The sequence below is a fragment of the Microbulbifer maximicatervae (SeqCode) genome (assembly GCF_052468095.1).
Map to the genome: position 1 here is coordinate 2,277,017 of NZ_CP174332.1, position 22,453 is coordinate 2,299,469.

14 protein-coding genes are annotated in these 22,453 nt (G+C 40.8%); 8 read left to right on the top strand and 6 right to left on the bottom strand.

Features of this window, described 5'->3' with window-relative positions:
- Positions 1 to 38 precede the first annotated feature (38 nt).
- The 4 genes from ACJJIL_RS09710 to ACJJIL_RS09725 all read right to left on the bottom strand — a co-directional run bounded on the left by ACJJIL_RS09710 (position 39) and on the right by ACJJIL_RS09725 (position 4,655).
- Positions 39 to 839, bottom strand: a complete 801-nt coding sequence (locus tag ACJJIL_RS09710) for an OTU domain-containing protein (RefSeq protein WP_445361819.1) — start codon at positions 837 to 839, stop codon at positions 39 to 41.
- Positions 840 to 960: 121 nt separating this feature from the next.
- Complete coding sequence (locus tag ACJJIL_RS09715; protein ID WP_445361820.1) at positions 961 to 1,314, bottom strand: hypothetical protein; 354 nt, start codon at positions 1,312 to 1,314, stop codon at positions 961 to 963.
- A gap of 1,044 nt (positions 1,315 to 2,358) precedes the next feature.
- Complete coding sequence (locus ACJJIL_RS09720; protein WP_445361821.1) at positions 2,359 to 3,042, bottom strand: hypothetical protein; 684 nt, start codon at positions 3,040 to 3,042, stop codon at positions 2,359 to 2,361.
- 539 nt (positions 3,043 to 3,581) lie between these two features.
- A complete protein-coding gene (locus ACJJIL_RS09725) occupies positions 3,582 to 4,655 on the bottom strand; it encodes a hypothetical protein (RefSeq protein ID WP_445361822.1) in 1,074 nt (357 codons plus the stop codon).
- A 1,293-nt stretch (positions 4,656 to 5,948) separates the two neighbouring features.
- Here ACJJIL_RS09725 and ACJJIL_RS09730 point away from each other — a divergent pair.
- The 6 genes from ACJJIL_RS09730 (at position 5,949) to ACJJIL_RS09755 (ending at position 13,387) form a co-directional block, all read left to right on the top strand.
- Positions 5,949 to 7,220: a hypothetical protein gene (locus tag ACJJIL_RS09730; RefSeq protein WP_444913848.1), complete on the top strand. Its 1,272-nt coding sequence runs from the start codon at positions 5,949 to 5,951 to the stop codon at positions 7,218 to 7,220.
- Positions 7,221 to 7,256: 36 nt separating this feature from the next.
- Positions 7,257 to 7,565, top strand: a complete 309-nt coding sequence (locus ACJJIL_RS09735) for a hypothetical protein (protein WP_444913847.1) — start codon at positions 7,257 to 7,259, stop codon at positions 7,563 to 7,565.
- Between the two features lie 13 nt (positions 7,566 to 7,578).
- The gene (locus ACJJIL_RS09740) at positions 7,579 to 8,109 is read left to right on the top strand and encodes a SycD/LcrH family type III secretion system chaperone (RefSeq protein ID WP_445361823.1); all 531 of its coding nucleotides are present in this window, start codon (positions 7,579 to 7,581) and stop codon (positions 8,107 to 8,109) included.
- Positions 8,096 to 9,331 carry a type III secretion system translocon subunit SseC family protein gene (sctE, locus tag ACJJIL_RS09745; RefSeq protein ID WP_445361824.1) on the top strand — a complete coding sequence of 412 codons (1,236 nt, stop codon included), beginning with the start codon at positions 8,096 to 8,098 and terminating at the stop codon, positions 9,329 to 9,331. The genes ACJJIL_RS09740 and sctE overlap by 14 nt, the downstream gene beginning before the upstream one ends.
- 371 nt (positions 9,332 to 9,702) lie before the next feature.
- Positions 9,703 to 10,572 carry a helix-turn-helix transcriptional regulator gene (locus ACJJIL_RS09750; RefSeq protein ID WP_444913844.1) on the top strand — a complete coding sequence of 290 codons (870 nt, stop codon included), beginning with the start codon at positions 9,703 to 9,705 and terminating at the stop codon, positions 10,570 to 10,572.
- 1,780 nt (positions 10,573 to 12,352) lie between these two features.
- Entirely contained in the window at positions 12,353 to 13,387 is a 1,035-nt protein-coding gene (locus ACJJIL_RS09755; protein ID WP_445359737.1) for an IS481 family transposase, read from the top strand.
- A gap of 178 nt (positions 13,388 to 13,565) precedes the next feature.
- On the opposite strand, the gene ACJJIL_RS09760 is transcribed toward ACJJIL_RS09755, so the two are convergent.
- Positions 13,566 to 14,048, bottom strand: coding sequence for a hypothetical protein (locus ACJJIL_RS09760; protein WP_445361825.1), 483 nt, complete (start codon positions 14,046 to 14,048; stop codon positions 13,566 to 13,568).
- Between the two features lie 1,111 nt (positions 14,049 to 15,159).
- Here ACJJIL_RS09760 and ispG point away from each other — a divergent pair.
- Together ispG and ACJJIL_RS09770 are read left to right on the top strand one after the other, a co-directional pair.
- Positions 15,160 to 16,272 carry a flavodoxin-dependent (E)-4-hydroxy-3-methylbut-2-enyl-diphosphate synthase gene (gene ispG / locus ACJJIL_RS09765; protein WP_445361826.1) on the top strand — a complete coding sequence of 371 codons (1,113 nt, stop codon included), beginning with the start codon at positions 15,160 to 15,162 and terminating at the stop codon, positions 16,270 to 16,272.
- 1,120 nt (positions 16,273 to 17,392) lie between these two features.
- Positions 17,393 to 18,982 (top strand): bifunctional AfsR/SARP family transcriptional regulator/alpha/beta hydrolase, encoded by a 1,590-nt coding sequence (locus ACJJIL_RS09770; protein ID WP_445361827.1) that lies wholly within the window; start codon positions 17,393 to 17,395, stop codon positions 18,980 to 18,982.
- Positions 18,983 to 20,126: 1,144 nt separating this feature from the next.
- On the opposite strand, the gene ACJJIL_RS09775 is transcribed toward ACJJIL_RS09770, so the two are convergent.
- The gene (locus ACJJIL_RS09775) at positions 20,127 to 20,489 is read right to left on the bottom strand and encodes a hypothetical protein (RefSeq protein WP_444913839.1); all 363 of its coding nucleotides are present in this window, start codon (positions 20,487 to 20,489) and stop codon (positions 20,127 to 20,129) included.
- Between the last annotated feature and the right edge of the window lie 1,964 nt (positions 20,490 to 22,453).

Genomic DNA, 22,453 nt, shown 5'->3' on the forward strand with positions numbered 1-22,453 from the left:
CCTCATTGGCAAAATCATTACAGTAGCCCCCAGTCTTCCTAAAGGGCTCTCATAAAGTTGATTGTATTTTTCACATCCTCGTGATCCTGGTTCTTAAGAATCCAGTCTCCTAGCTTAGTACGTAATTCCAAAGCCTTGTCTGTTGATTGGTTTGTCGCTTTACATATAGCAGAAAATAAACAGTTTCCGTCCCCTTCCACATCAGCCAATACTAAAGAGTCGTTATTAAAAGATTTAGTAAGCTCTTTGGGATTGGAAGTGTTATTTGTTATCAGTTGGAAGTGGTCATCCTTCAGCAGTAGGTTAATCGTTTGTAAATCATCATTTTCATACTTTGTACCGAGCTGGTTGGCATAAGCTTTCCCTCCCTCGGAGGCTGAGACTACATTGATTGGGCGCTTTAGGTAGTGGGAGAGAAGTTCGGGAAAACAGTCAGCACTTTGCCCTACCCAAGCGCCGTCCGTTTTAATATAGCCCACTAGATTTTCAGTCCACTCTTTGTCAGTTAATCCAGAATTACCAAACCACTTCGTGTCAGATAATGGTGGCTGAATTTTTTCAGCTAGCCTTAAATCTTTTACTCTATTAAGGGGTTCACTTTTACTGATTGACTCTGGTTGGGGGGCGGCGGAAGTTTTGTGACCATCCCCTAGTTCAAGATGATTGAAAGCCTTGTAGGTATACATAAAAGCCTGGTAGCCTTTCGCTTTCATTTTTGCGAAAAAGGTGGGCTTTATGCTTGTTTCGCTCAGGTTCGTTTTGCTTAGGTTCGGTCCTTGAACTTTCTTGATCGGCTTGACCGGTGGCATCTTAGGTAGTTTAAAATTGAATATAGCCACGGTAAAAAAACTCCAGAAAATTGATTGTTCGAAATAAAGGGTTGTTTCGTTAGGCTATCTTTAGTCCGTCCCAACAGAAATATTTCGTGGGCGAAAGTGTAAATGTGCTTAATCAGCGTATTTATACTTTACTCGCTGCTTCTTCCATCTCTTGTAAGCTAGCCCTGACAGCATTGATCTTTTGGTCGGCACTTGGAAAGCTATCCTCGCTCATGGTTTGGGTAAGGTTCTCCATGAGATTAATCAAGGCCTGCTTAAGGGATTCTATTTGTATGGTGGAGCCTAGACTTTTGATAGCGTTTGGAGTACCTACAGGAATATATTTTTCGCCATTGTCATTGAAAGCACATGAGCATTCATGTAGTCCAGTATGTGTATTTATGTTGGGCTGAGGCAGCTCCTTCGAAGTTTGTGTGCTGTGAACATTTTTGGCTTCCCTAATAAAATTACAATTTTTGGTAGTAACTTTAGACATATTAAAAATTCTTAACCTGGCTACATAAATTGGATATTGATAAAAGCTGGTTGTTAAAGGTATGGCACCTTGATTTCAAGGGGTTGCAACAAAAAAACACATTCAAAATTCTAAATCGTAATTTGTAACTAAGGAGTCTCTGAATAATTCCGTGATGCCTCTGGCCTGTAGAGAGATTCACAATCAAGACGCGGCATCGCAGGAATGTCTAGACCTTTGAAGAGGTCGCAACACAGAGTGTGAATTGCTCTGCAAGCCCCGTAGGGTGGGCCTTAAAGGCTACATCTGCCGCGTTGCAGCTCTTGCAAAGGGCTAGGGCCATTAGCGCCGAACTGTACTTAACCTCTGCCAATAAACATCCTTACACTCTTATTTAAATGACCATATTTTTATCTAAGAATAGCGGGTTTAAAAGAGAATCGCTTTAGGTTTTCACTTGTTTTTATGATTATTGGTCATTTTTATTGTGAATTTATATATCTGTAAATTTATTATCATAAAGCAAGGAGTTTTATGTTTGTCAGGTTAAAGAGTCGAAGAGCAATTCTGATCAAATCAAGGGGGCGCTGAATAATTGTGGAAGTTTAGCCCATATAGAATGGGTTCCTTAGCGCAATCTTGCAGACTTGCAAATTCGGTCCTTTGTTTTTATATTTTGGTCAATTCTTCCGGGCGTCAAATCACCCTTGTAATATCGACACCATTGATAAATATCAAATAGCTTAGCAGGGAGGGCATTATAGGCTGAGTATATAAACAGAGTTCAAAGCCATCCCCATCAAGCCTCAACTATTACCCCGACTTGTAAATCAATGAATCAGCGTAACGATCTGTGCCTGAAGCATCACAAGCCCCAAAGCGATTCCAGTGTTTTTTGTCGAAAAATTTGAAAACCTATCGACAGGGAAGTTACTTTCATTGATGAAGAGCATGCCCAGAATCCATATTAACCGAAACTGGGCATGCAAATGCGAAAGGTATATCCTTAACAAGGAGATTTCAGGGTAAGGGGCGCAGGCCTATCCATTCTTCTCGCGGGGATATTTAAGACTTAAGAATTGATGGTATATCATCATTATTATTCTCGTTTGTTCCTTCAGTATTTATATTTGGTAGGTCATCAAAAAAACTATCAACGCTCCCTACATCATCAAGCTTATCAGGGATTGGCGGCCTAGGAGGTAAGGGCGGCAAACCTAAATCATTCCCTGCATTTCGCTGATCACCAAACATATGGGGCTTTAGGGGGGGGATATTGCGATATGAAACTTTCTCAGGAACTTTGGGCGAAACGTACCCATTAATGTTAAGAATCTCATCGAAATCAAGATCCTTATAAATTTGGATATTATTTGGATCATCATCATCAGGGCAGGCTTCAGCAAATGGCTGATCAAATAGATCTTCACTCATACGTCTCTCTCCGGAGACGTGTCCGTCATTATCCTTCCCCGAAAGCTCTGCTAGAAAAGCGGGGCTACCTACGTTGTTACTCCCACTCCAAACCGTGCGATTACCTTCGCTATTAGTAGGTTTTACTTCATTCGGGCGTCTAATAAGGGACTTCACACTACTTGGTAACCCAAATTTTGAAAAAAAGATGGCTCTTAAACCGCTCCTTTTTTTTGAGACTTGCCCTTCTGAATTGTTTTCCTGAGCTCTCGAAATATCTTCACGCTTGGCGATAAACTTAGGCTCTTGACTGCTTGCCCCACTTACCGATCCCATCCTGTGCTCTCCTATTGAACCGTTAACAAAATACTTGGTAACTCAATTGCCACACTATTTATTTAAATATAAAAATCATTTCAAATTCATTCATTTAAATCTTAATTCTTTCAAATAATAAAATCTTTTAATTTTGGCTTAAACTTTTTAGAAAATGCAGGGTATGAGTAAACATGGCTAGTAATTTTTAAAGTATTGTCTTTTGGTTGGCCTGCGTACCACTTAATGACTGAAAGGTTGCGAATAAAAGCTCCGCAGGCTTCAAGAAAGGATAAATAGGAGCGAAGTATATCTGCTTACCGGTAAATCCAGCAAGCGGGGTGATTTAATATCTTCCACGTATAAGTACTGATTCAGAGTACTAGGAACCCTTGGATAATTCCGTAGTATCCTTGCAGCTCTTGCAAAGGGCTAAAGCCATTCTCGGTGAGCTGCACCTAACCTCTGCAGCCTTCAGTTAAGACCCACAGAGGCATCGCGGAATTATTCGGAGGTTCCTTAGAGTTTTTGGGTGGTTCTAAAAAGACCTCTTATTGTTTTTACGCGTCTCCCTGCTTGACTGAACCATTAAAAATTTTAATAGCAAAACTATGGATAACTTTATCTTCATGATTTGTAACTCCCTTATGAATATCTTTAACAAAGGCGGCATATTCCTTGAAAAGGGAAGTTACTGCCTGTTTGAATTCTGTTTCACGTTGAGTTGTTAGTGGTGCTCCATCTTTTCTCTCTTTAATATAACCGCACACTTCTGAAGTCAAAGTGTTTATCTTGTCCCTCTTTGAATCACTGAGATAAGATTCAGACATATGATGATATTTTGAGTGTTTTCTAACAATATGATGTTTCCAAGCTTCAAGGCTCTTACTAAGGGTGTCTAAGCCTGCACTATCATTACGCGTAAAGGCTTCGGTTTTTCTGTTGCAGTATTCATCTATCAAATCATCAAGTTTAATATTTTCTTCAGCTCTCGCTACACCCAGCACCCTCACGAAATCTTTTAAGAATTTTAAAGAGTCTTTAATCTTCCACTGAGTATCTATGCGTTCAGATCTGTGAATTAACTGCCAGGCCTTGCCCAAAAGGCTGTCTTCATCATAATAAGATTTTAAAAAGTACACTAAATCTGTTTTGCTCTTTATAAAATTAGTAGGGCTCAGTTCTATCTCTCTTAAAGTTAAAGGGTTAGGTCTGCTAGGCTTTTGCAGTTCTACTTTTTCAGCTAATGGTAGATATAGCAGTGGATTTTCTTCTATTTCTGCTGTAGGAGTATGATCCTTATTGAAAGTAGATTCAGAAATAGTAGTCGCTATGGGTGTAGGGACTTCGTCGGCCCTAAGTTCATCACGTGTTGTATGAAGATATTCTGTTTCGGTATTTGCGCGAGAACTATTCATACGGCTACTTATCTCTACAGGAGCATCGTTCATCTTCTTAAGTAAATTTTTAGAGTCACGCACAAGCCTATTTATAGTGGGGTTTTTATCGATTGCGTCTATTTGCGCATTCCTGAGGGTAGATTTTTTAGATGTATTGGGGCGATGCCGGCTCTCATTATTTTTTGTGGCGTCGCTAGCCGCCGCGCTAGAATTTGATCCTATTCTTTTACACATAGGTGAAACCATATAAGTTAATAAGAAGTATTTTTTAGAATATTCTTCTATTGTATCTAAGTCTTAAAAATATAGGTTTTTGTTTTTAGGAAAATGTATAAATGATTGGGGGCAACTTAGTACTCTTCGCGCCAAAGTGAAACACCCATTTCCCTATACCAAGCAGTGTTTGGGTGCGGCAAAGTGCGTTACGAGGAGCTAGCCAAAAACATTCAGCGTTTATACTTGCTTGCTGGTTTTACAAGCTTAATGATAGGAAAAAAATATCTCTTTACTTAGGGGAGTATGCCCGAAATCCGTATTGATCGGATATTGACCGTAAAAATATGAAAGGTATGCCTATGAAAGTTTAGCTTTAGGTTAAAATATGCTCAATTTTTCAGTGCTTTCATAGCTTGCTTGCTAATAACTGTTTGGAGGAAAATCCAGTTGCTCTAGGGGTGCAAGAGGGTTGTAGGCCGCTCAAAAAGCCAGATTCGAAGTGGCGATAATTTATTGACTGTCGACCATGCAGATTGTGTGAGTAGAGTGACCGACCCTTGTTAAGTGTAGGGTAAGAGCAGTGAATGCTGAATTCATTTCCAGAAGTCTTTTGATCGATATCTATACATATATGGAATTCAGCATATATCTAGTTTCACATGTAACTATATTGATGTAGGTGCCTTTAGTCCATGCCAATTTCATGCTTGCTTGATATATATCAAATTTCACCAAAAAATCTTGATTGAGAAAAATTCAAACGGTGGTTTAAACGGTAATCGTATTTAATAGCACTCTGTCCATTTAGGGGGCGTCGAATACTCGATAAGGTCGGAGTCGGTAGTGATAAATTCTGCAGAGCAATATTCTATCCTTTCAGTTTCTCAGGGGATTTTAGGCTTCTCCTTTGCTTATGGGAAGTCGTAAAGTTCATATAATGGGCATATATTCATCTACTGTAAGCAGATTAAACCCTTTTTACTCTATTACTTATTGTGCAATGAAACACAAAGTTTTGCGCTCGATGACAAAAGCCTTGTAATACATTTGTAACATGGTGCCAATTGAAATGCTGTAGATCAAGATTACGTAGTTAACAATCTGCTTAAAAAAGCCTGAAATCAAAAAAAACCAGTGAGAAATCTAAAGCGATAAGTTCAGAGGTACGTAATATAGGCGCTAGCTAAGCTGGCAATTGATAGCTGATAAAGCGCTCCTCTGACAGGGTTCAGAGCTATAAAGCTTAACGGATATCTACGTTTACAGATCATGCTGAATAATCGCATTGGTTAAATAAAAAAGGACAATGGTATGGCTGATAGTCTAGTAACTATAAAATCAAGCATCCCCAACAGTGATTTGCCGAACAATCCTTTGACGAAAAATAACGTCAAATCGGCTGCGGATTTGGCTGAGTCTGATCAATGGATGTTTGGGTCCTCCAAATTACGTTTAGATACAAATGGAAAGGTGAGGGCTGCCACAACAGCAGAGATTCTAGATGAGACGAGAAACTCTCCATCAGCGATGGTCGAAATACTCTCAACTGGAGCGGACTTGTTGCGCTTTGATGCGAATGGCTATTACCAGGAAGATGTTGATGCAATTGCAGCATTGCATGCCCAATCGGACAAAACCCCCGAAGAAATTGCGAATGATGTTCAGCATGCCACGGTAGCTTTGCGCAATAAGATGAGGGAAGACATTAAATACGGTGTATTTACCGTTAATGATTCTGGTCAGGTGTTCCACAAAGGAGTAGAGATTCCGCCGGAAAGTGTTGGCTTTGAACTCAATGCACTACTGATAGAGTCACTTACTAACAAAGTCTCAGAACTCACTGCACTAAAAAGTCAGATTGTATCTGTCGACGGGTGGCTTCAGGAGGCACTTGCTGAAAGTGGAGAAGATGAAATAACAGCCACCTATGAGTTCATGCAAAGGATATATGTTGAAGAAAAACGGACATGGGCGAATGGAACACAGGTTCCGGGGGCTGGTGATTGGAAGCAATCAGAAATAAAAATGGCATCGGAGTCGATGTGTTTCTACAAAGTAGCAGACGGCAGAACTGATTTTGATGAATTTGCTCTCGACAACTTTCCAGAAATATTCGATAACTTACACACCGATAGACCCGGTGAAGCCTTGATGGATGGACTATGGTACGACTATGAGCAGTTGATGTCCGATTCAGATTTAAATCTACCAGCCTGGTGGACTGAAGGAGAAGGCGCAGAATTTTTTTCTAGTGATATGATAAGAGGTGAGGATTTATTAGCCGAGGCAAATATTGCCAATAAAAACCTTTACTGGGAGACGAGGGATGACGGCCTAGCTGGTGGATATAAGTATCGATGCTGGGTGCAGACCATGACCTTTGATAGACGAACACTAAATTCCACCTCATTTTCGGTAGCTAAAGAAAATATCAATTCGCGAGTGTCAACTCTGTCAACTTTAACTGAACAGCTCGGCACAAACATGACTGTTGATAACACCAGATTCAACAACCTGATAGAGGCAATGAACAACTACAATAAATCCGTACTGGATTCCTTGAAGAGATTTTCTGTAATTTAACACTTATTGGTAATAGTATTTTTAGAGTGAAATAAAGTGTCTTTTAAAGATGACCCAAAAAAAGCAATAAAATTTGATACAGAAGTGGCACTACAACGCTGCCAGCACGTATTAAATGAGGCAAAGAGCGCGCTAAATTATAGTGACCTCCTGGAGGCAGGATTAACACGTTCGCTGGGCTGCTCCCGCCATCAATGGGTTCAGAGAATACGGGATACTTATGGCGAGCCAGGTCTTGACGAGAAGTTTAGAGCAAGAAAGTTAGTGGAAGAGTATATCTATAAGGAAAAGTCTGGATCAACAACATCAAAGAAGAGAAACTTTTTTGTAACTAATCCAGTATAAGTGGGGAAGGAAGATGTTACGAAAGAGTGAAGTTCCATCCGTGTTAGGCGAAATATCCGAGAAAGATTGGAATAATTTTTTGGAGCAGGGTGGAACTCTGGCAGATTTGCTTGATATGAAGCCTGAAGAGCTTAAAACAATGTATGCCCTGGCTTATCAAAAATATCAAAACTGTAACTACCAAGAGGCACTGCCTCTCTTTCAGCTTCTGTGCCAATGCAATCATATGGAGTCTAAGTATTTGCTAGGACTTGGAGCCACTAGACAGGCTTTATCTCAGTTTGAGCTAGCTGGTGAGGCATATAGTTTAGCTGCAATTGTGAATCCATTCGATCCAAGACCGTCATTCCATGCGGCTGAATGTCATTTGGCACTAGAGAATTGGATGCAGGCAGGCAGCGGTTTTGAAATGACAATGTTGAGGTGTGAAGGTAAGCCTGAGTTTGAAACCTTGAATAAAAAGGCTATGAGCAAATTTTCTTCTGTGAAGGAGAAGTTAGGGATAGAAGATAGCATTGAGGAGAAAAATAGTGATAGTAAATAGCATACAACAAAAAGTTCTCACAAATGACAGTCACAGCGCTGGTGTTCAGGATTTGTCACAGCAGAGCTTAGAGATTGCTCAGCGTGAAAAGTTTAAGATGGAAATGGGGAGCTTAGTGCCTGTTGCTAGAAGTACTATAGGTGGCAATGCTCAGCGCGTCGAATTGGATGTGCCGGAGGTGGGTCAGAACGAAGGAAATTTTTACGGAACATTAACAGGTGCTCTAGCGAGACTCGCAGGTTTGATGGGGGATATGGCGGATACAATCCAGTTCGAACTCCAGTTTAAGCGGCAGGAAATAAAGAAAATTCTTGAGGATAAGCTGAGAGATATCCAAGAAAATGCCGAGCTTGAACAGGAGCGAAAGAAAAACGAAGAAGAACTGGCAAAGCAAAAGAAAATACAAAAAATATGCGGGGCTGTTTGCAATTTCTTCATGGGTGCTGCAGAAATGGTTGCTGGTGCCTGTATGGTTGTGGCAGGAGCAGTCAGCCTAAACCCAGCCATGATAGCTGGAGGTGTTTGTTTAGCAGCTGCGGGTGCAGTTGAAGTCGCTGAAGGGGCGGTAAGACTAGCTAATGGTAGCGAAGAGATGATTTCTCGCCTCTCAAACGCTTCTACAGGGCTGCTGGTTGCAGGTGTTGCTTTTGTAACATTTGGCGCAGCTGCACCGGCAGCTGGTGCTATGGTTGGTGCCAAAAAGGGTGTAAAAAAGGGTGTTGAGGAAGGTGTTGAATCAGTAGTTGAAAAGGGCGTGAAAGAAGGGGCTGAAAAAGGCGCGAAAGAGATAACAGAAAAAGCAAGTAAAGAAGGTGCTGAAAAAGGCGCGGAAGAAGTTGCGGAAGATGTTGCGAAAGACACCACCAAGGAGGCCTCCCAAAAAATAGCAAAGAAATTTGTGGATAGAGGGATAAAAACAGCAGCTACATCGGGTTCTGTTGCCGTCGCTGGAAATGGAGCGAAAGAAATTTATACCTCCATAAAACAGAATGATTATGATAAGCGAGAGGCGGAACTGGATAATGAAATAAAAGCTTTGCAAGCTCGTTTGGAGGCTGTTGAGGCGAAGCAAGAATTTATTAATAAGCTTGTTCAGCTATTACAGGAGCAATGGACAAGGGCAATTATTAGCCCGGTTCAGGATGCGGTAAAAGTTCTAAATAATGCAATTCAAGATCGCGCTGGTGTTAACATGCGGATTTCTGCCAGTCATGGTGTTTGAGAAATTAAAAATGCGTACCATGTGGGATTTTTAAGTTGATTCATAGACTCAGTAAAATGTGAAATTAGGTAACAAACAGATTAGCCAAGTGTTCCTGTAACCCTAAGTAAGATCCACTGCTCATGCTTTACTCCCCTCTTGGAGAAAGTAATAGACCAGTGGTTAAATGATAAATTGTGGGTTTGTTAACCCAGTGATTACAGTTTAAATATATGTTTCTTTTCAGGCTTGCATATTCTTAGTTTATAAGCGTTTTTTGCGCGATAGACGATCGCTGGATTAATGGAAGCAAGTGTGAGCATAAATTGATAGTGGTTTAGCAATAAACAGTGAAAAACAACAATACTTCCTCTTATGGGAGGCAGAATAACTTGACATATAATGAAGCAGTTGTAGAGTGCCAACATTGTGGTGATTTATTTGAATTGAGGACTCTGCTAATACCATCTGCTCACTCTATTTCCTTCACATTTTCACCGTTTGTTAATCTGGTCATGATGGTAACGGGTTCTGTAAACATTATATCGTATCAATCGAGTTTTGAATTGACGATGGGCCAGGTATGGTTGGCTGGTTCAGAAGAAGAATATAAGTTGAGTAATAATGGAGACGATCAGGAAGCGGTGTTAATATGCGTTGGAATTCGGGAGGCAATGCTAACCCGATTTTACGAACGGCACGACAATGCACTACTTCGAAAGACGCAAGCGTTGAATGTTGTGAAATCCATGCTTCCAAGAGGAAAATCACCAATCGTCTTTCCTAGTTGCGAACTAACTAAGCTAACTTTAGATTCATTCCAATTATTTAGGCAACTGGGAGACGATCGGTTAAATGCCTTGAAGTTGGAAGAGATACTTCTCCTGAAATTAAAAGGTGATCAAGGACAAATACTTGCTAACGAACTCCTAAATCGGGTTAATCCTGCTCAGGAAAAATTCAGACGTTTTATGGAGGCAAATGTTACTAAGAATTGGACTATTGCTACATATGCAGAACATATGGGTATGAGTCTGACTTCTTTTAAAGATATGTTTGGGCAGGTATTTAAAGAATCATCCCCAAAAATGTGGATTAATGAACGGCGACTTCGCCATGCAGATATACAGTTACGCACATCAAGTAGGCGACTTATAGATATTGCTGTAGAAAGCGGCTTTTCGAGCCAGTCATATTTCACACAGCTTTATAAGTCGAAATATGGAATTGCCCCTTCGGAAGCGAGGCAAAAGAGAATTTAGATGATTTCTTGAAAGTTTCAAGGTGCTTCCGACACTCGAGGTGATCCAGAATCAGTATACCAGTTCGTGGGAGCATTTAGATTTTGCAAAGGACTGTAAGGTCGAGGGTAAATTACTCTGAAAACCTAACTACGGGGGCTTAAAGCCCCCAGTTCATGTATGGAGCAGTCCAAGTCAATCGCTACTAACTGTACCTTTAGCCTACAACTTTGACCTGCGGAATTGTTGAGAGACCCATTAAGGTGTGTATCCGCTCTACCATCAAAAATTCTTTAAATTCTATCGAGAGTGATAACTAGACGCAAATTGATGGTAGGCCGAACTCATTTGCTAGTGGTATTTAAATAGTGATTAACATTACGAAAAATAATGCACCAATTCACTTTTGTCTTAGCAGAGTGCAAATTAATGTACTATAAGATATTGAAACTATGCGGAGTTTCGTCGGATAGACTTTGGGCGGTTCAATCCTAGCTACGACATCAATTCTTGGCTATCAAGGCTCATTGGGAGTCATTCAGCTAAACTGAGTTTAGTACTGCTCGAAGGAATCAATGGGCATCCCGAAGAGAGTTTCATCGCGCTGTATATGGCTGCCACTGTAGATGCCTATACTATTTCTGCTCCAATATTAATTAATAATAAACATAAACAGTGTGACTCTAAATGCATAAAACCATAAAAGTAATCGGTGGTATTTGGATGTTAAAACTAATATCGGCATGAATGATACCGTTGGGTTCAGCCAGAATATTGATACAATAGATGCTTATTTTCATGACCATACTTCAATAGGCAAGTTTCTATATGGTAAAAAAATGTGGGAAGAGTTTGAAATTAAAGATGTGAATTTGTACGCTGCAAAGAGCCGAACTTGCTTGAAAAATCACCAAAGCCTTATTGAATTACGAGAGATCGATAGATTATAGGTGAGGTTGGAAAAAGGTATATTCCGATATAGGGGCAGTGCACCTTAAGATTGCTAACTACAGATTTATAGGGGTGAAAGTGGAGGTAATCAATTATGATAAATTTATAGTCGAGTACAAAATATCCATTTATATTCATGTGAACTGCGATACAGTGCAAAACGAATTACTTAAAACTTGTCTAGGAGTATTTAAATATGAAGACTACCTATCAAGCAATCAAGACTTGTGAGTGAAAGGCCATTGAAGAACTGCAGATCGACAAAGTTAATAAGCCGAAAAATACATAGGAAAAATTTGTGCAAGAATAACGAACATTTTTAGTAAATTATCATCCCCTAGAAGTCATCCTCCTAAGCAAGATAGTATTACCCATTCACCTGAGGGAATGGAAGAAAAATTAGTGGCAAATATTCATTTTTTTGGTAAATATACAGATGTGGCAGAGGGGAAGGTCAAGGCGCCCGATAACTTTGTGAGTAAGTGCGAAGAACATTTTGAATGCACAGAGAATCTTCTGGTTAATGATGGCATAAGGGCCTATCCGAATGTTTTGTTTTCGACTTTTATGAAAAAGTAATAGAGCCTTTGATATATGAGGTGGGGAAGTTAATAGAATGTGATGAGAAATTAGGGGAAAAGCTAATTCGTGACGCAAGTGTTAATATATTTCATTATAAATGATGAGTTTTTTATACTATAGTTCAGTTTAGAATTCAAAGGTATCTTTTTGATGTGTGTAATGATGTGGATTAGTTCAGACCAAATCTGACACATTCCCTTGAAAAAGAGGGGTTTACCGGTTTTGATGAAGGTGCCTAAACCTAAAAGCAAAACCAAGGATAAACCCCATGATCCATACTAATGATCGCATCATCAAACACAAGACCGGATTGCTAAATCTGGCAGAAGAACTCGGCAATATCTCCAAAGCTTGCAAGATGCTGGGTGTGTCGAGAGACACTTTCTATCGCTATAAGGAAGCCGTTTCAAGTGGCGGCGTGGACGCCCTTCTTGAGAAGAACCGGCGCGTGCCCAACCACAAGAACCGTGTTGACACAGCCATTGAAGAGGCAGTGTTAACTTATGCCGTCCAAGAGCCTGCCCACGGGCAGGTTCGAGTTTCCAATGAGCTGCGCAAACGCGGTGTATTTGTGTCCCCTAGTGGTGTTCGGAGTATCTGGTTACGGCACGACCTTGCTAACTTCAAATTGCGATTAAAGGCACTTGAGGCCAAGGTGGCTGAGGAGGGACTGATCCTTACAGAGTCACAGGTTCAAGCTTTAGAGAGAAAACGTCATGATGATGAAGCCTGTGGTGAAATTGATACTCAACACCCAGGTTATCTGGGCTCGCAGGATACCTTCTATGTAGGAACCTTTAAGGGCGTCGGACGTGTTTACCAACAAACCTATGTCGATACCTATGCAAAGGTGGCTCATTGCAAGCTGTATACCACCAAAACGCCAATCACTGCGGCAGACCTTCTGAATGATCGTGTACTGCCATTTTATGCCATGCATGATCTGCCAGTGCTGCGTATCCTAACTGATCGTGGTACTGAATATTGTGGCAAGTTGGAGCAGCACGACTACCAGCTATATCTGAGTGTGAACGAAATAGAACACACGAAGACAAAAGCCAGGCATCCGCAAACAAATGGGATCTGTGAGCGCTTTCATAAAACTATTTTACAAGAGTTCTATCAACCTTCATTACGCCGCAAGATCTATGGATCAATAGAGGACTTGCAAAAGGATCTAGACGAATGGCTCACATATTACAATAATGAGAGAACCCACCAGGGTAAGAAGTGTTGCGGTCGAACTCCGATGGCAACTCTTGAAGATGGAAAAAGTATTTGGAAGGAAAAGCTCGTAAGCTGAATTTGACCTGACAGAGCACCTCCTGAAAAACCGGTAACTGTCAGATCAAGTCTGAACTACTACAAATGATACCTCTCAGGAATTCCTCGTTGATCAAAAAGCATATTAAATGCCTTTCTTCTATGCTTCACTTCATTGCTGCTGCTATTTACTTGTTCAGGCCCACTGCCAGATTGATCTATATTTTAGTCATATCCATCCAGCACAATACTTTGGTATATTTTTTCTGTTTTAACTGATTGGGTTCAAGAATAGGGCGCATCACTATGTCTATGCCATCGTTTTTGTGTGGATAGATTTCAAAAGATAATGGTAATTCATTTCTGATAAATATTGCCTTGTACTCATTAAGAGGAATACTGGGCACGTTCCCCTTAGATTTTCTGTAATTCACAATTTCTTGAATAGCTTTTTGTGTAGAAAGTGACATGTTCGCAGGTAAATCGGTTAAAGTTATTTTTGTTTCTCTTTTAAGTTTTCTGCGTTTTGTCATAAAATAGCGAATTGAATTTTTGTTTGGTGGAGCCTGATCCTCGCGATTGGTTGAATCTTTTTTGTCTGATGACACTTCTTCAGAACTATTGGGGAAATAGAAGCTTGTAAGGTGATCAATTTTTTCCTGTTCATACACATCTATTGGTGAAATAAGAGTTTGTATCACATCTGCTTAAGTTATATTTTTTGTGCCCATTTGATGCCGCTCCCTATGTGGGGGTAGGTCGAGAAGGCGTAAAACTCAGTTTTTTTGTGGGTGTCTTTGTTTAAACTTGCAGCTTTGGAGTTGCTGGAAATTGATTGGATATTATTGGGTCTAGAATTTATATTTTAGGTTGAGAAGGGGTTGGATAATTTTAAAAAAGCATCTTGCATGTTCCACATGCCGTAGAAAAAGGCCTGCATGAATTGAATCTACCAGCTGTGTTGCTTGAGTGTTGTGAACGTCCTGTGAGGAAGGGAAAGGTAACGACCCTGATTTGTCTGTGACTGAATTTGGTATAATTAATCTCCTTTAGCATAGAGATTTTTTATGAACGAGAGAGTTGAATATATCACTATTGGTCATATTCTTATAAATTTATTTCTGTGGTGATTGTTGGGTATCAATGTTGAAGCCTATAGCGCGGTTGCTCATTATGGCGGATATCTTTATCTGGGGTTTTCGAATGATTCCGCGATGTCAAAGCGTCCATGAAAGCTGCAAACATTAGTCAAAGTTCGTCTTGATTGGTCTTAGCTTTTTGTAAGAGCTACAAAGGGAAAGGTGTAACTTCCAAGGCCTGCTCTGCAGGGCTTTCAAAGCGATTTATGCTCCGTATTTCGGCTTCTTGAGGACCTAGACATTCCTGAAAAACTGCGCCCTGATTGTAATTTTTCTTAAGGCTAGAGTTGGTGCGGTATAACTCGCAGAAAACTTATTACTTGGCAAACTACAACTATATTCAAAGTTAATTTGATTGGAATATAGGATACTTTTGCTAAAAAGAAGCTTATGGCTGACTGAATAACCTGATAGCTAGAAGGATTTTCATGCTGTTGTTTAGGTGTTACATGAATACCTGTTTGAATGCAGCGGTATCACAGTTTTATATTTTTCTAAAAAAAAATGCCTAAAATATAAAGTTAATTTGACTTTTATTGTTTAGAGTAATAGATGACTATTTATTCTTATATGAAGCAATTATATTTGCTGATGTTACTGTACCAAAGTACCTTCGTTTATAAATTGGTTAATTGCTAATATTAATCTATATGTTTTTATACAGGTTAGAAAGATGAAGTTTGAATCACCTATTGTTCCACGTGTATCACGCCAAATTATGGTGGGAAATGTACCTGTTGGTGGCGGAGCCCCGATTTCTGTGCAAAGTATGACAAACACAGAAACTTGTGATGTGGACGCTACTACCGCACAAATTCTTCGATTACAACAAGCCGGGGCAGATATCGTAAGAGTGTCTGTACCAAGTCTTGAAGCTGCTGAAGCTTTCGGTGAAATCAGGAAGAAAGTATCCATTCCACTGGTGGCAGATATTCACTTTGACTATCGAATTGCATTGCGAGTGGCAGATTTAGGTGTCGACTGCTTGCGCATTAATCCGGGTAATATTGGTCGAGAGAAACGTATCCGCGAGGTAGTTGATAAGGCGAGCGACCTAAATATTCCGATTCGTATAGGCGTTAACGCGGGGTCATTGGAAAAAGATCTTCAGAAAAAGTATGGGGAACCAACGCCGGATGCAATGGTCGAGTCAGCCCTTCGTCATGTTGAAATCCTCGATCGGCTTAACTTTCAGAATTTTAAAGTGAGCGTCAAAGCATCTGATATTTTTATGGCCACTGCTGCCTATAGAAAACTGGCTCAACTGATTGATCAACCTCTTCACCTTGGTATTACGGAAGCAGGTGGATTACGATCAGGTACGGTTAAGTCAGCGATCGGGTTAGGAGCGCTATTATTAGATGGAATTGGTGATACCTTAAGAGTGTCGTTGGCAGCAGATCCTGTTGAAGAGGTAAAAGTTGGGTGGGATTTGTTAAAAAGTCTAAGGTTACGCTCTAAAGGCATCAATTTTATTGCGTGTCCAAGTTGTTCACGCCAAAATTTTGATGTTGTTAAAACTATGAATGAGCTTGAAGCTCGATTGGAGGATATTACGACACCATTGGATGTTGCAGTAATTGGCTGCATTGTTAATGGGCCCGGTGAGGCTAAGGAGGCAGACATTGGCTTGGCTGGTGGAACTCCGAGCCATGCAATTTATATTGATGGACTGCCAAGTAGGAAATTCAAGAATGAAAATCTTGTTGACGATTTAGAGAACTTAATTCGTGATAAGGCAAAAAAGAAGGCAGAAATGGAAGACAGTATTATCGTAAAATCCTAGATACCTAGGGAGTCTCTGATAATTTCACAACATCTATGGTGAACACTAAGTCTATAGATACTAAGTGCAGCTCACCGCGAACGGCCGTAACGCGAGCAAGACTAAAATGAAGAAGTTGTAGCCTTCAAGGGCTACCCCGTGAGTTAGCAAAGTATTAATGTTCTGCAATGGGGCCTCTTGAAAGGCCTACATTCCTTGGCAATGAGTGTCGTTGTGGAAGCCAAGGATATTATGGAGTCATTCAGAGGTTCCTTAGAACTCTTACCCGATGGGCCATACAATGGGGACGATATTGAACTGAATTTATTTTCCTATTAGTAATCAATTTTTTTGGTTATTTATGCTCATTGTCAACTTTATAATAGTGCAAAATTACAAATAATTTGTGCCCCACGTCAACTCGTATACCAGACACTGATTCGGCCGGTGGGTGGATGTGAGGAAATCTCGTTAAGAGGAGCCCACTTTATGAAGTTATCTCGGCTTCGGGCAGAGCTAAAGCAATATAGGTAACTTAAAGGTGCAATCAGTACTGGTTGATGTATTTCTTCAGTGGTGGCTAATTAATAAACGGAAAAGCAACGAAGAGATATAAGGCGGTTGTCTATATCTGCCAATTCTAGGTCTTCGGGACACCCAAGTTTTAGTTGATATTTGATGACATTCTGGCCTGGTAATAACGTTAGGCAAAATTCAGCGACCGAACGGATTCACACCATAATAGAGAGACGTATATTCACAGTCATGATAGTACGGGTTTGGCAACACTTGGCCGGAAGTATTGACTAAATATCAATCTAATTGGCGTGTATCATATTTGTGTGGCAAGTGCTAGAATTAGGTGCCAGATGGGTTCATCTTTAGTAGGTTGGCACCCGGATCAGTGCTCCATATTTATGTCGTTATTACTTCTCACCTATACTCCTGCCTATCGGCGGCTAACCAATGTGATTGAGAATATAATATGCATATACCTTTAGCTTAATGAACTTAAATAGTTAATTGCGCCAGGGGTTTTGGTTGCTGTGTTCGGAGTTATAGTGAGTGTACTCACATTGATCTTGAAACTTCACTCATTTGGTTTAGAGCACTATTGTATTAATAAGTAAGTATTTAGGTTATGGGTATAACAATCCAATTACTTGGAGAACTGACCGTTTATCGTGATGGAGATCGGGTTAGTCTTCCCCGGTCTAAAAGGACACGCGCACTTCTCGCGTTCTTAGCGTTGGCGGCACGACCGCATCGTCGTGATCGATTATGTGAAATCTTCTGGGAGTTGCCTGATGATCCAAGAGCATCTCTTAGGTGGTCACTAAGTAAAATACGTCCTATTGTCAACACCCCCGACATAAACCGGCTGATTGCGGATCGTGAGAGGGTGAGTTTGGATACTGATGACATTCTAATTGATATTAGATCCATAGCTTGTCAGCTTGAGACCCCAGACCTATCAGTAGATGACCTAAAGGCCATCAATTCTGAACTAAAGGAGCCATTTCTTGAGGGGATAGATCTGCCTGACCAAGAGTTATTCCAGCAGTGGCTACTCGCTGAGCGGGAGGAAGTGGGACGTTTGCGCGGTAAAATACTATCCCGCTTGTCGTCTCACCCTGAGATATCACCTCCCGAGCAATTGAGGTGGGCGCGATACTGGGAAAGTCTTGAGCCATACAACTCTCTTGCTGCCACTCAGCTATTGACAAAGCTGGAGAGAATGGGGCTAACACAGGAACTGGCCAGAATAAGATCACAGTTGGCGGAAAGGTTTAGAAAGGCCGGAATTGCCTGGTCACCTTGTGCGCCAGCAGAGGAAGAGTCCGGCCTGCCCCCTGTCAATGAACAGCTTCTCGAGCGCAAACTTCTCACTAGTCAGAAAATTGAGTTTTGTACCGCTGCAGATGGTGCCCGAATCGCGTATGCAACGATAGGAAAGGGCGCCCCGATAGTAAAGGCTGCTAATTGGTTGAGCCACTTGGAGTATGATTGGGACTCTCCCATTTGGAGCCCCTTGTTTCGAGAGCTGTCTTTAGACCATAGATTTATACGCTATGATGAGCGTGGGAATGGTCTTTCAGATTGGGATGTTGACAATATTACTTTTGAGTCATTCGTAACAGATCTTGAGACGGTTGTTGATGCCTGTGGCGTTGATAAGTTTACGTTGCTTGGTATTTCTCAAGGGGCTGCTGTATCTATCGAGTATGCCGTAAGGTATCCTGAAAAGGTAAAGCAACTTATTCTGTTTGGTGGCTACGCAGCCGGCTGGCGTATTGGAGCTACAGAGTCTGTTGTTAAAGAGCGAGAAGCGGTAATGACTCTTACGAAAGTTGGCTGGGGACAAGATAACCCTGCATACAGGCAAATTTTCTCCTCAACATTTATGCCAAGTGCTAATGCAAACGAGCTGGCCTGGTTCAACGAGTTTCAACGCCTAACAACCTCTCCAGAAAATGCAGTTCGCTTTCTTTCAGTGTTTGGTAGCATTGATGTTCGCGATCAGCTAAGGAGAGTTACAGTTCCTACATTGGTTATTCACTCTCTAGGAGATCAGAGGATTTCGGTAAAGTCAGCATGCGATATTGCATCCAGCATACCTAACGCCAGCTTTGTTGGTCTAGAGAGTGATGGGCATTTGTTGCTGGGACGTGAATCAGCCTCAAGCGTGTTTGTTGAGGAAGTGCGTAAATTTATCTCGAATAATAAATAAAGGGCATTTTCCTATCAAAAACCTGAGGCCAGAAAGACTGTTGGCCCCTAGTATGTCAAATATTTGGTGCTAAAACCAAGAAGGCTATCTTTCTCATGGCTAGATTTTTGATTAAAGAAAGGTAGCTCGAGGATTAATGCGCCCATCTATAAAAGGTATGAACCTAATTCCCGAGCTTGAAGGTAGCGAATAGCTGCCTTCGTGTAACATCTAGCGCTACTATCGCGCGGATGCTTCATCAGGATGTCTTTCTGGCTTCTGTATATTTGATATTCGTCTATTTGATATATGGCAACTCTTCTGATGTAGAGCCCGCCCCATTTGGTCAAAAATACTTCACTGGAATACTTCCGAGGGAGGTGACTGGAGGCGTTCTTTTCTTTGAAAAATAAACCAGCCTTACTTTTCGAATTAATTCAGCAAGCTAGTTTAGCTATTGAGTATAATCGTTGGCAGTGATATGCCATTTAAGAATAGCAATGTATAGTCTAAAACCATAGAAGCAATTCAAGGCTCCGGTTAGCGAGAAGTCGACCTTTTATAAGTTCTTTATACCAGTATATTTTATATAATAACTATTTTAACAGGGTTAAATGTTTGCAAATATTATACTATTTGGCGTCAAATATTGTATCTGAGATTTGAATATCATTAATTTCTATATGGTGTTCTCTTGCTGAATGGAGGTTGTTGGGATTCTTACCCTAATGGTTTCGACTCAAATTTTGAATTAAAGTCAATGAGAGAATTATCTTTGTATTGGTATTTCAACTGAAGGGTTAGCTGAGTTGAACGTGCGTCACTCAAATCCCTATCCCAAAATTTATCTTTCTTAATATCTTTTGTTAGTTGGCTGGTAGTTCTTTTAGCTAGCAATCGGCTTTTGTCCTGTTGAAACCCTAAAGGATCAAAGTCAGCATTTTCAGTTGTTTAATTTTAAATATGAAATTAGATAGAGAAAGGTCAACTGAAATCAAGCTGGAAAATGACTCCTCAAGGGTGTACCTAGGATATTATAGCTTGTGTATATCAGGGGCGCTATAATAGCCACCTAATAGCTATGTGAAGTCTATAAGGGATATAGGCAGTTAAGCTAGTCTGACGCATTTGGCATACATTAAATAGGAATGCTAAACCTGAGGGATCACCCACTGCCGCCTATCTTTCGTTCGGCCATTTGAATCATCATGCTTATCTGCTCGATTTTTTCTGATGCAGAGGATGAATTATTTTCCGCTACTGTTACACTGAGTTGCTGTAGGAAATGAATAAAAGTTTGCTTTGGGTCGCCAAAATTTAAACGAGAATCTACATTGCCAATAGATTTAGGAGCAGGGAAAAAATTTTTTCTGAAGGCATCATCAACATTAGAACGCGCTGATTCTCGAATTTGAGCAAATTCGCTTGTAGTCTTTTGAGGACTCTTGTCTGAATGTAAAGCCCCTTTATTATCGGTACTTGGCGTTACTGTTGTATTTGCACCGTTCAACATAGTAATTTTAGGCATATGTGAATTAGCCCTTGATAGTATTTTTCGGCGGTATCACCGAACTTTTGTTTCCATTTGTTAATTTGGTCATGCGGGTCAAGGCTCTCCTATCTAATAGGATGTAACTCAGAATCAACGCATTCTTAAAGACCAATCCTCTCTAGCTCTAATTTTTTAGATACTATACTGCTACTTAATTGTCATGTAGGTTTTTACTGCTTCATTGAGTAGGCTTAGTAGTATTATATAAGGCTAGCTGATATGGAAGTGTTAAATTTTAGATTTTTAAGAAATTTTATAAGTATTGGTCATTTTTATCTTTAGGGTATAAATTCAGGCCTTATTTCTTTTAAATTGAGACCCCAATTGTTTCTGTATGGCTAATATCAATCGGGGTTTTCTGGGACTCAAGAATATCTTTACAGGGCAGCAAGATATGATAATTGCACCACTTTACTTCTTATTGTGATAAATCTGAGGAAGTGTAATTGTAAATTAAAATTATAAAGTGAAATTCGCTGAAATTTCCGCAGAATCTTCACTGTCCAGCAATAACATATGGAAAGATAGTGTCTGGTAGTAACTGCAAAACCAAGCACAGTAAACACTTTAACTGATTAAATGCTCAGTTTAGCGATAATTTTGAGCCAATTTGTAATTGAGCCAAACTGTATGTCAGTATGAAAATTAATCTACTTATGGTGGCGTTAGAAATGCCTACTAAATGCAAAAATATAGAAAATAATCGTGGAGGAGTAATCGGTAACCTGGAGTGCTTAAGGGTAAAACAGCCTTTACTCTCAAAGTTCTGAGTTAGCAAATAGTCGACTTCCATATCGTAAAATACCTCACAGCTATCTGTTTATCCACCGTAAATTCCAGGGCTACAGCAAGTTGACCGGAAGGGCGACTCCCCACTGGAGGGGAGTACCGCTATGTTCATCCGACATTTTTGTCTGCTATTGGGAGGGTAGGTCGTGGGTAATCGCCTCTATTGACCATCAGGTAGCTGGAAGACCCTTATGCCTTTTCAAATGTTCCTTCCCTCTAATCTACGAGTTCGACTCTAGGTAGATATCTTTGGCTAGCTTCTCACCTTTTATGGTGCACTGAAATTGGCCATGAGCTCCACAAAAGAGCCCTGTTCATCCTTGGTGTTGACACTTGATGGAAAATGGGATTAGCAGTTTTGCTGAAGGCTGTTTTGCACGCTGAGCGTAAGCTTACCGCGGCATCACTCGCAAGCTATGCCACCCCCTATGAGACGCGCTCCTCCTGAGACAGGGAAGGGAAGCACCTCAATTTGAACCCGGGTCTCGGACAGTGACATAGATCAAGCCAGGATATCACCCATTGTATGCCTATCTAATTCCCTTGCAGCCAGAGCTACACAGTCGACTAAGTGTCGATCCTGGGGAGGGCTCGGAAATGAATGGCTTTCTAGGTATCGAGTAACAGTTCTGAATCAAATAGCTTTGTTGCCAGTCACCTCAGGTTAAGGTCAAACAGCTCCTCGCTCCTTTGACTATCTGCCTACCAATGTAGGTAGAGACAGGAATCAACCTGGTTCCAAACATGCACTGGGTAATATCTGAACGACCTGTGATCACTCCGGAGCCAGACTTTACAAGATGATGAGAACACCTGAGCAGAGTACATAAGTAGACCTTACCTCACTACTGAATAATTCAGAGGGCCATTAGCAACTCGGGGCGAAAGAATGAGTACGCTGGACGTGGGGCTGTATGAGTCATGGCTGACGGTTGAGAGTTCATAGGCATGTAATCAGTGCAGGTCTCGAACTGTGACAATCCTATTCTGTCGACTGGAACGTTACTGGCCTCACTTCACTACTTGGTGGTGAGAAAACGGTAATTCCAACGGTAGTTCAAACGGTGGCCCAAACGGTAATCAGTTTTACTAGCGAAAAGCTGGACTGGCCGAGGATAGTTAACGACTGAAGACCAATGATAAATCGATTT

Excerpts from the sequence above, each read along its gene's own strand:
- ACJJIL_RS09770 (WP_445361827.1), top strand. The coding sequence starts at position 17,393 with ATGGGTATAACAATCCAATTACTTGGAGAACTGACCGTTTATCGTGAT.
- ACJJIL_RS09720 (WP_445361821.1), bottom strand. The coding sequence starts at position 3,042 with ATGGGATCGGTAAGTGGGGCAAGCAGTCAAGAGCCTAAGTTTATCGCC.
- ACJJIL_RS09715 (WP_445361820.1), bottom strand. The coding sequence starts at position 1,314 with ATGTCTAAAGTTACTACCAAAAATTGTAATTTTATTAGGGAAGCCAAA.
- ACJJIL_RS09755 (WP_445359737.1), top strand. The coding sequence starts at position 12,353 with ATGATCCATACTAATGATCGCATCATCAAACACAAGACCGGATTGCTA.
- ACJJIL_RS09730 (WP_444913848.1), top strand. The coding sequence starts at position 5,949 with ATGGCTGATAGTCTAGTAACTATAAAATCAAGCATCCCCAACAGTGAT.
- ispG (WP_445361826.1), top strand. The coding sequence starts at position 15,160 with ATGAAGTTTGAATCACCTATTGTTCCACGTGTATCACGCCAAATTATG.
- ACJJIL_RS09740 (WP_445361823.1), top strand. The coding sequence starts at position 7,579 with ATGTTACGAAAGAGTGAAGTTCCATCCGTGTTAGGCGAAATATCCGAG.
- ACJJIL_RS09725 (WP_445361822.1), bottom strand. The coding sequence starts at position 4,655 with ATGTGTAAAAGAATAGGATCAAATTCTAGCGCGGCGGCTAGCGACGCC.
- ACJJIL_RS09775 (WP_444913839.1), bottom strand. The coding sequence starts at position 20,489 with ATGCCTAAAATTACTATGTTGAACGGTGCAAATACAACAGTAACGCCA.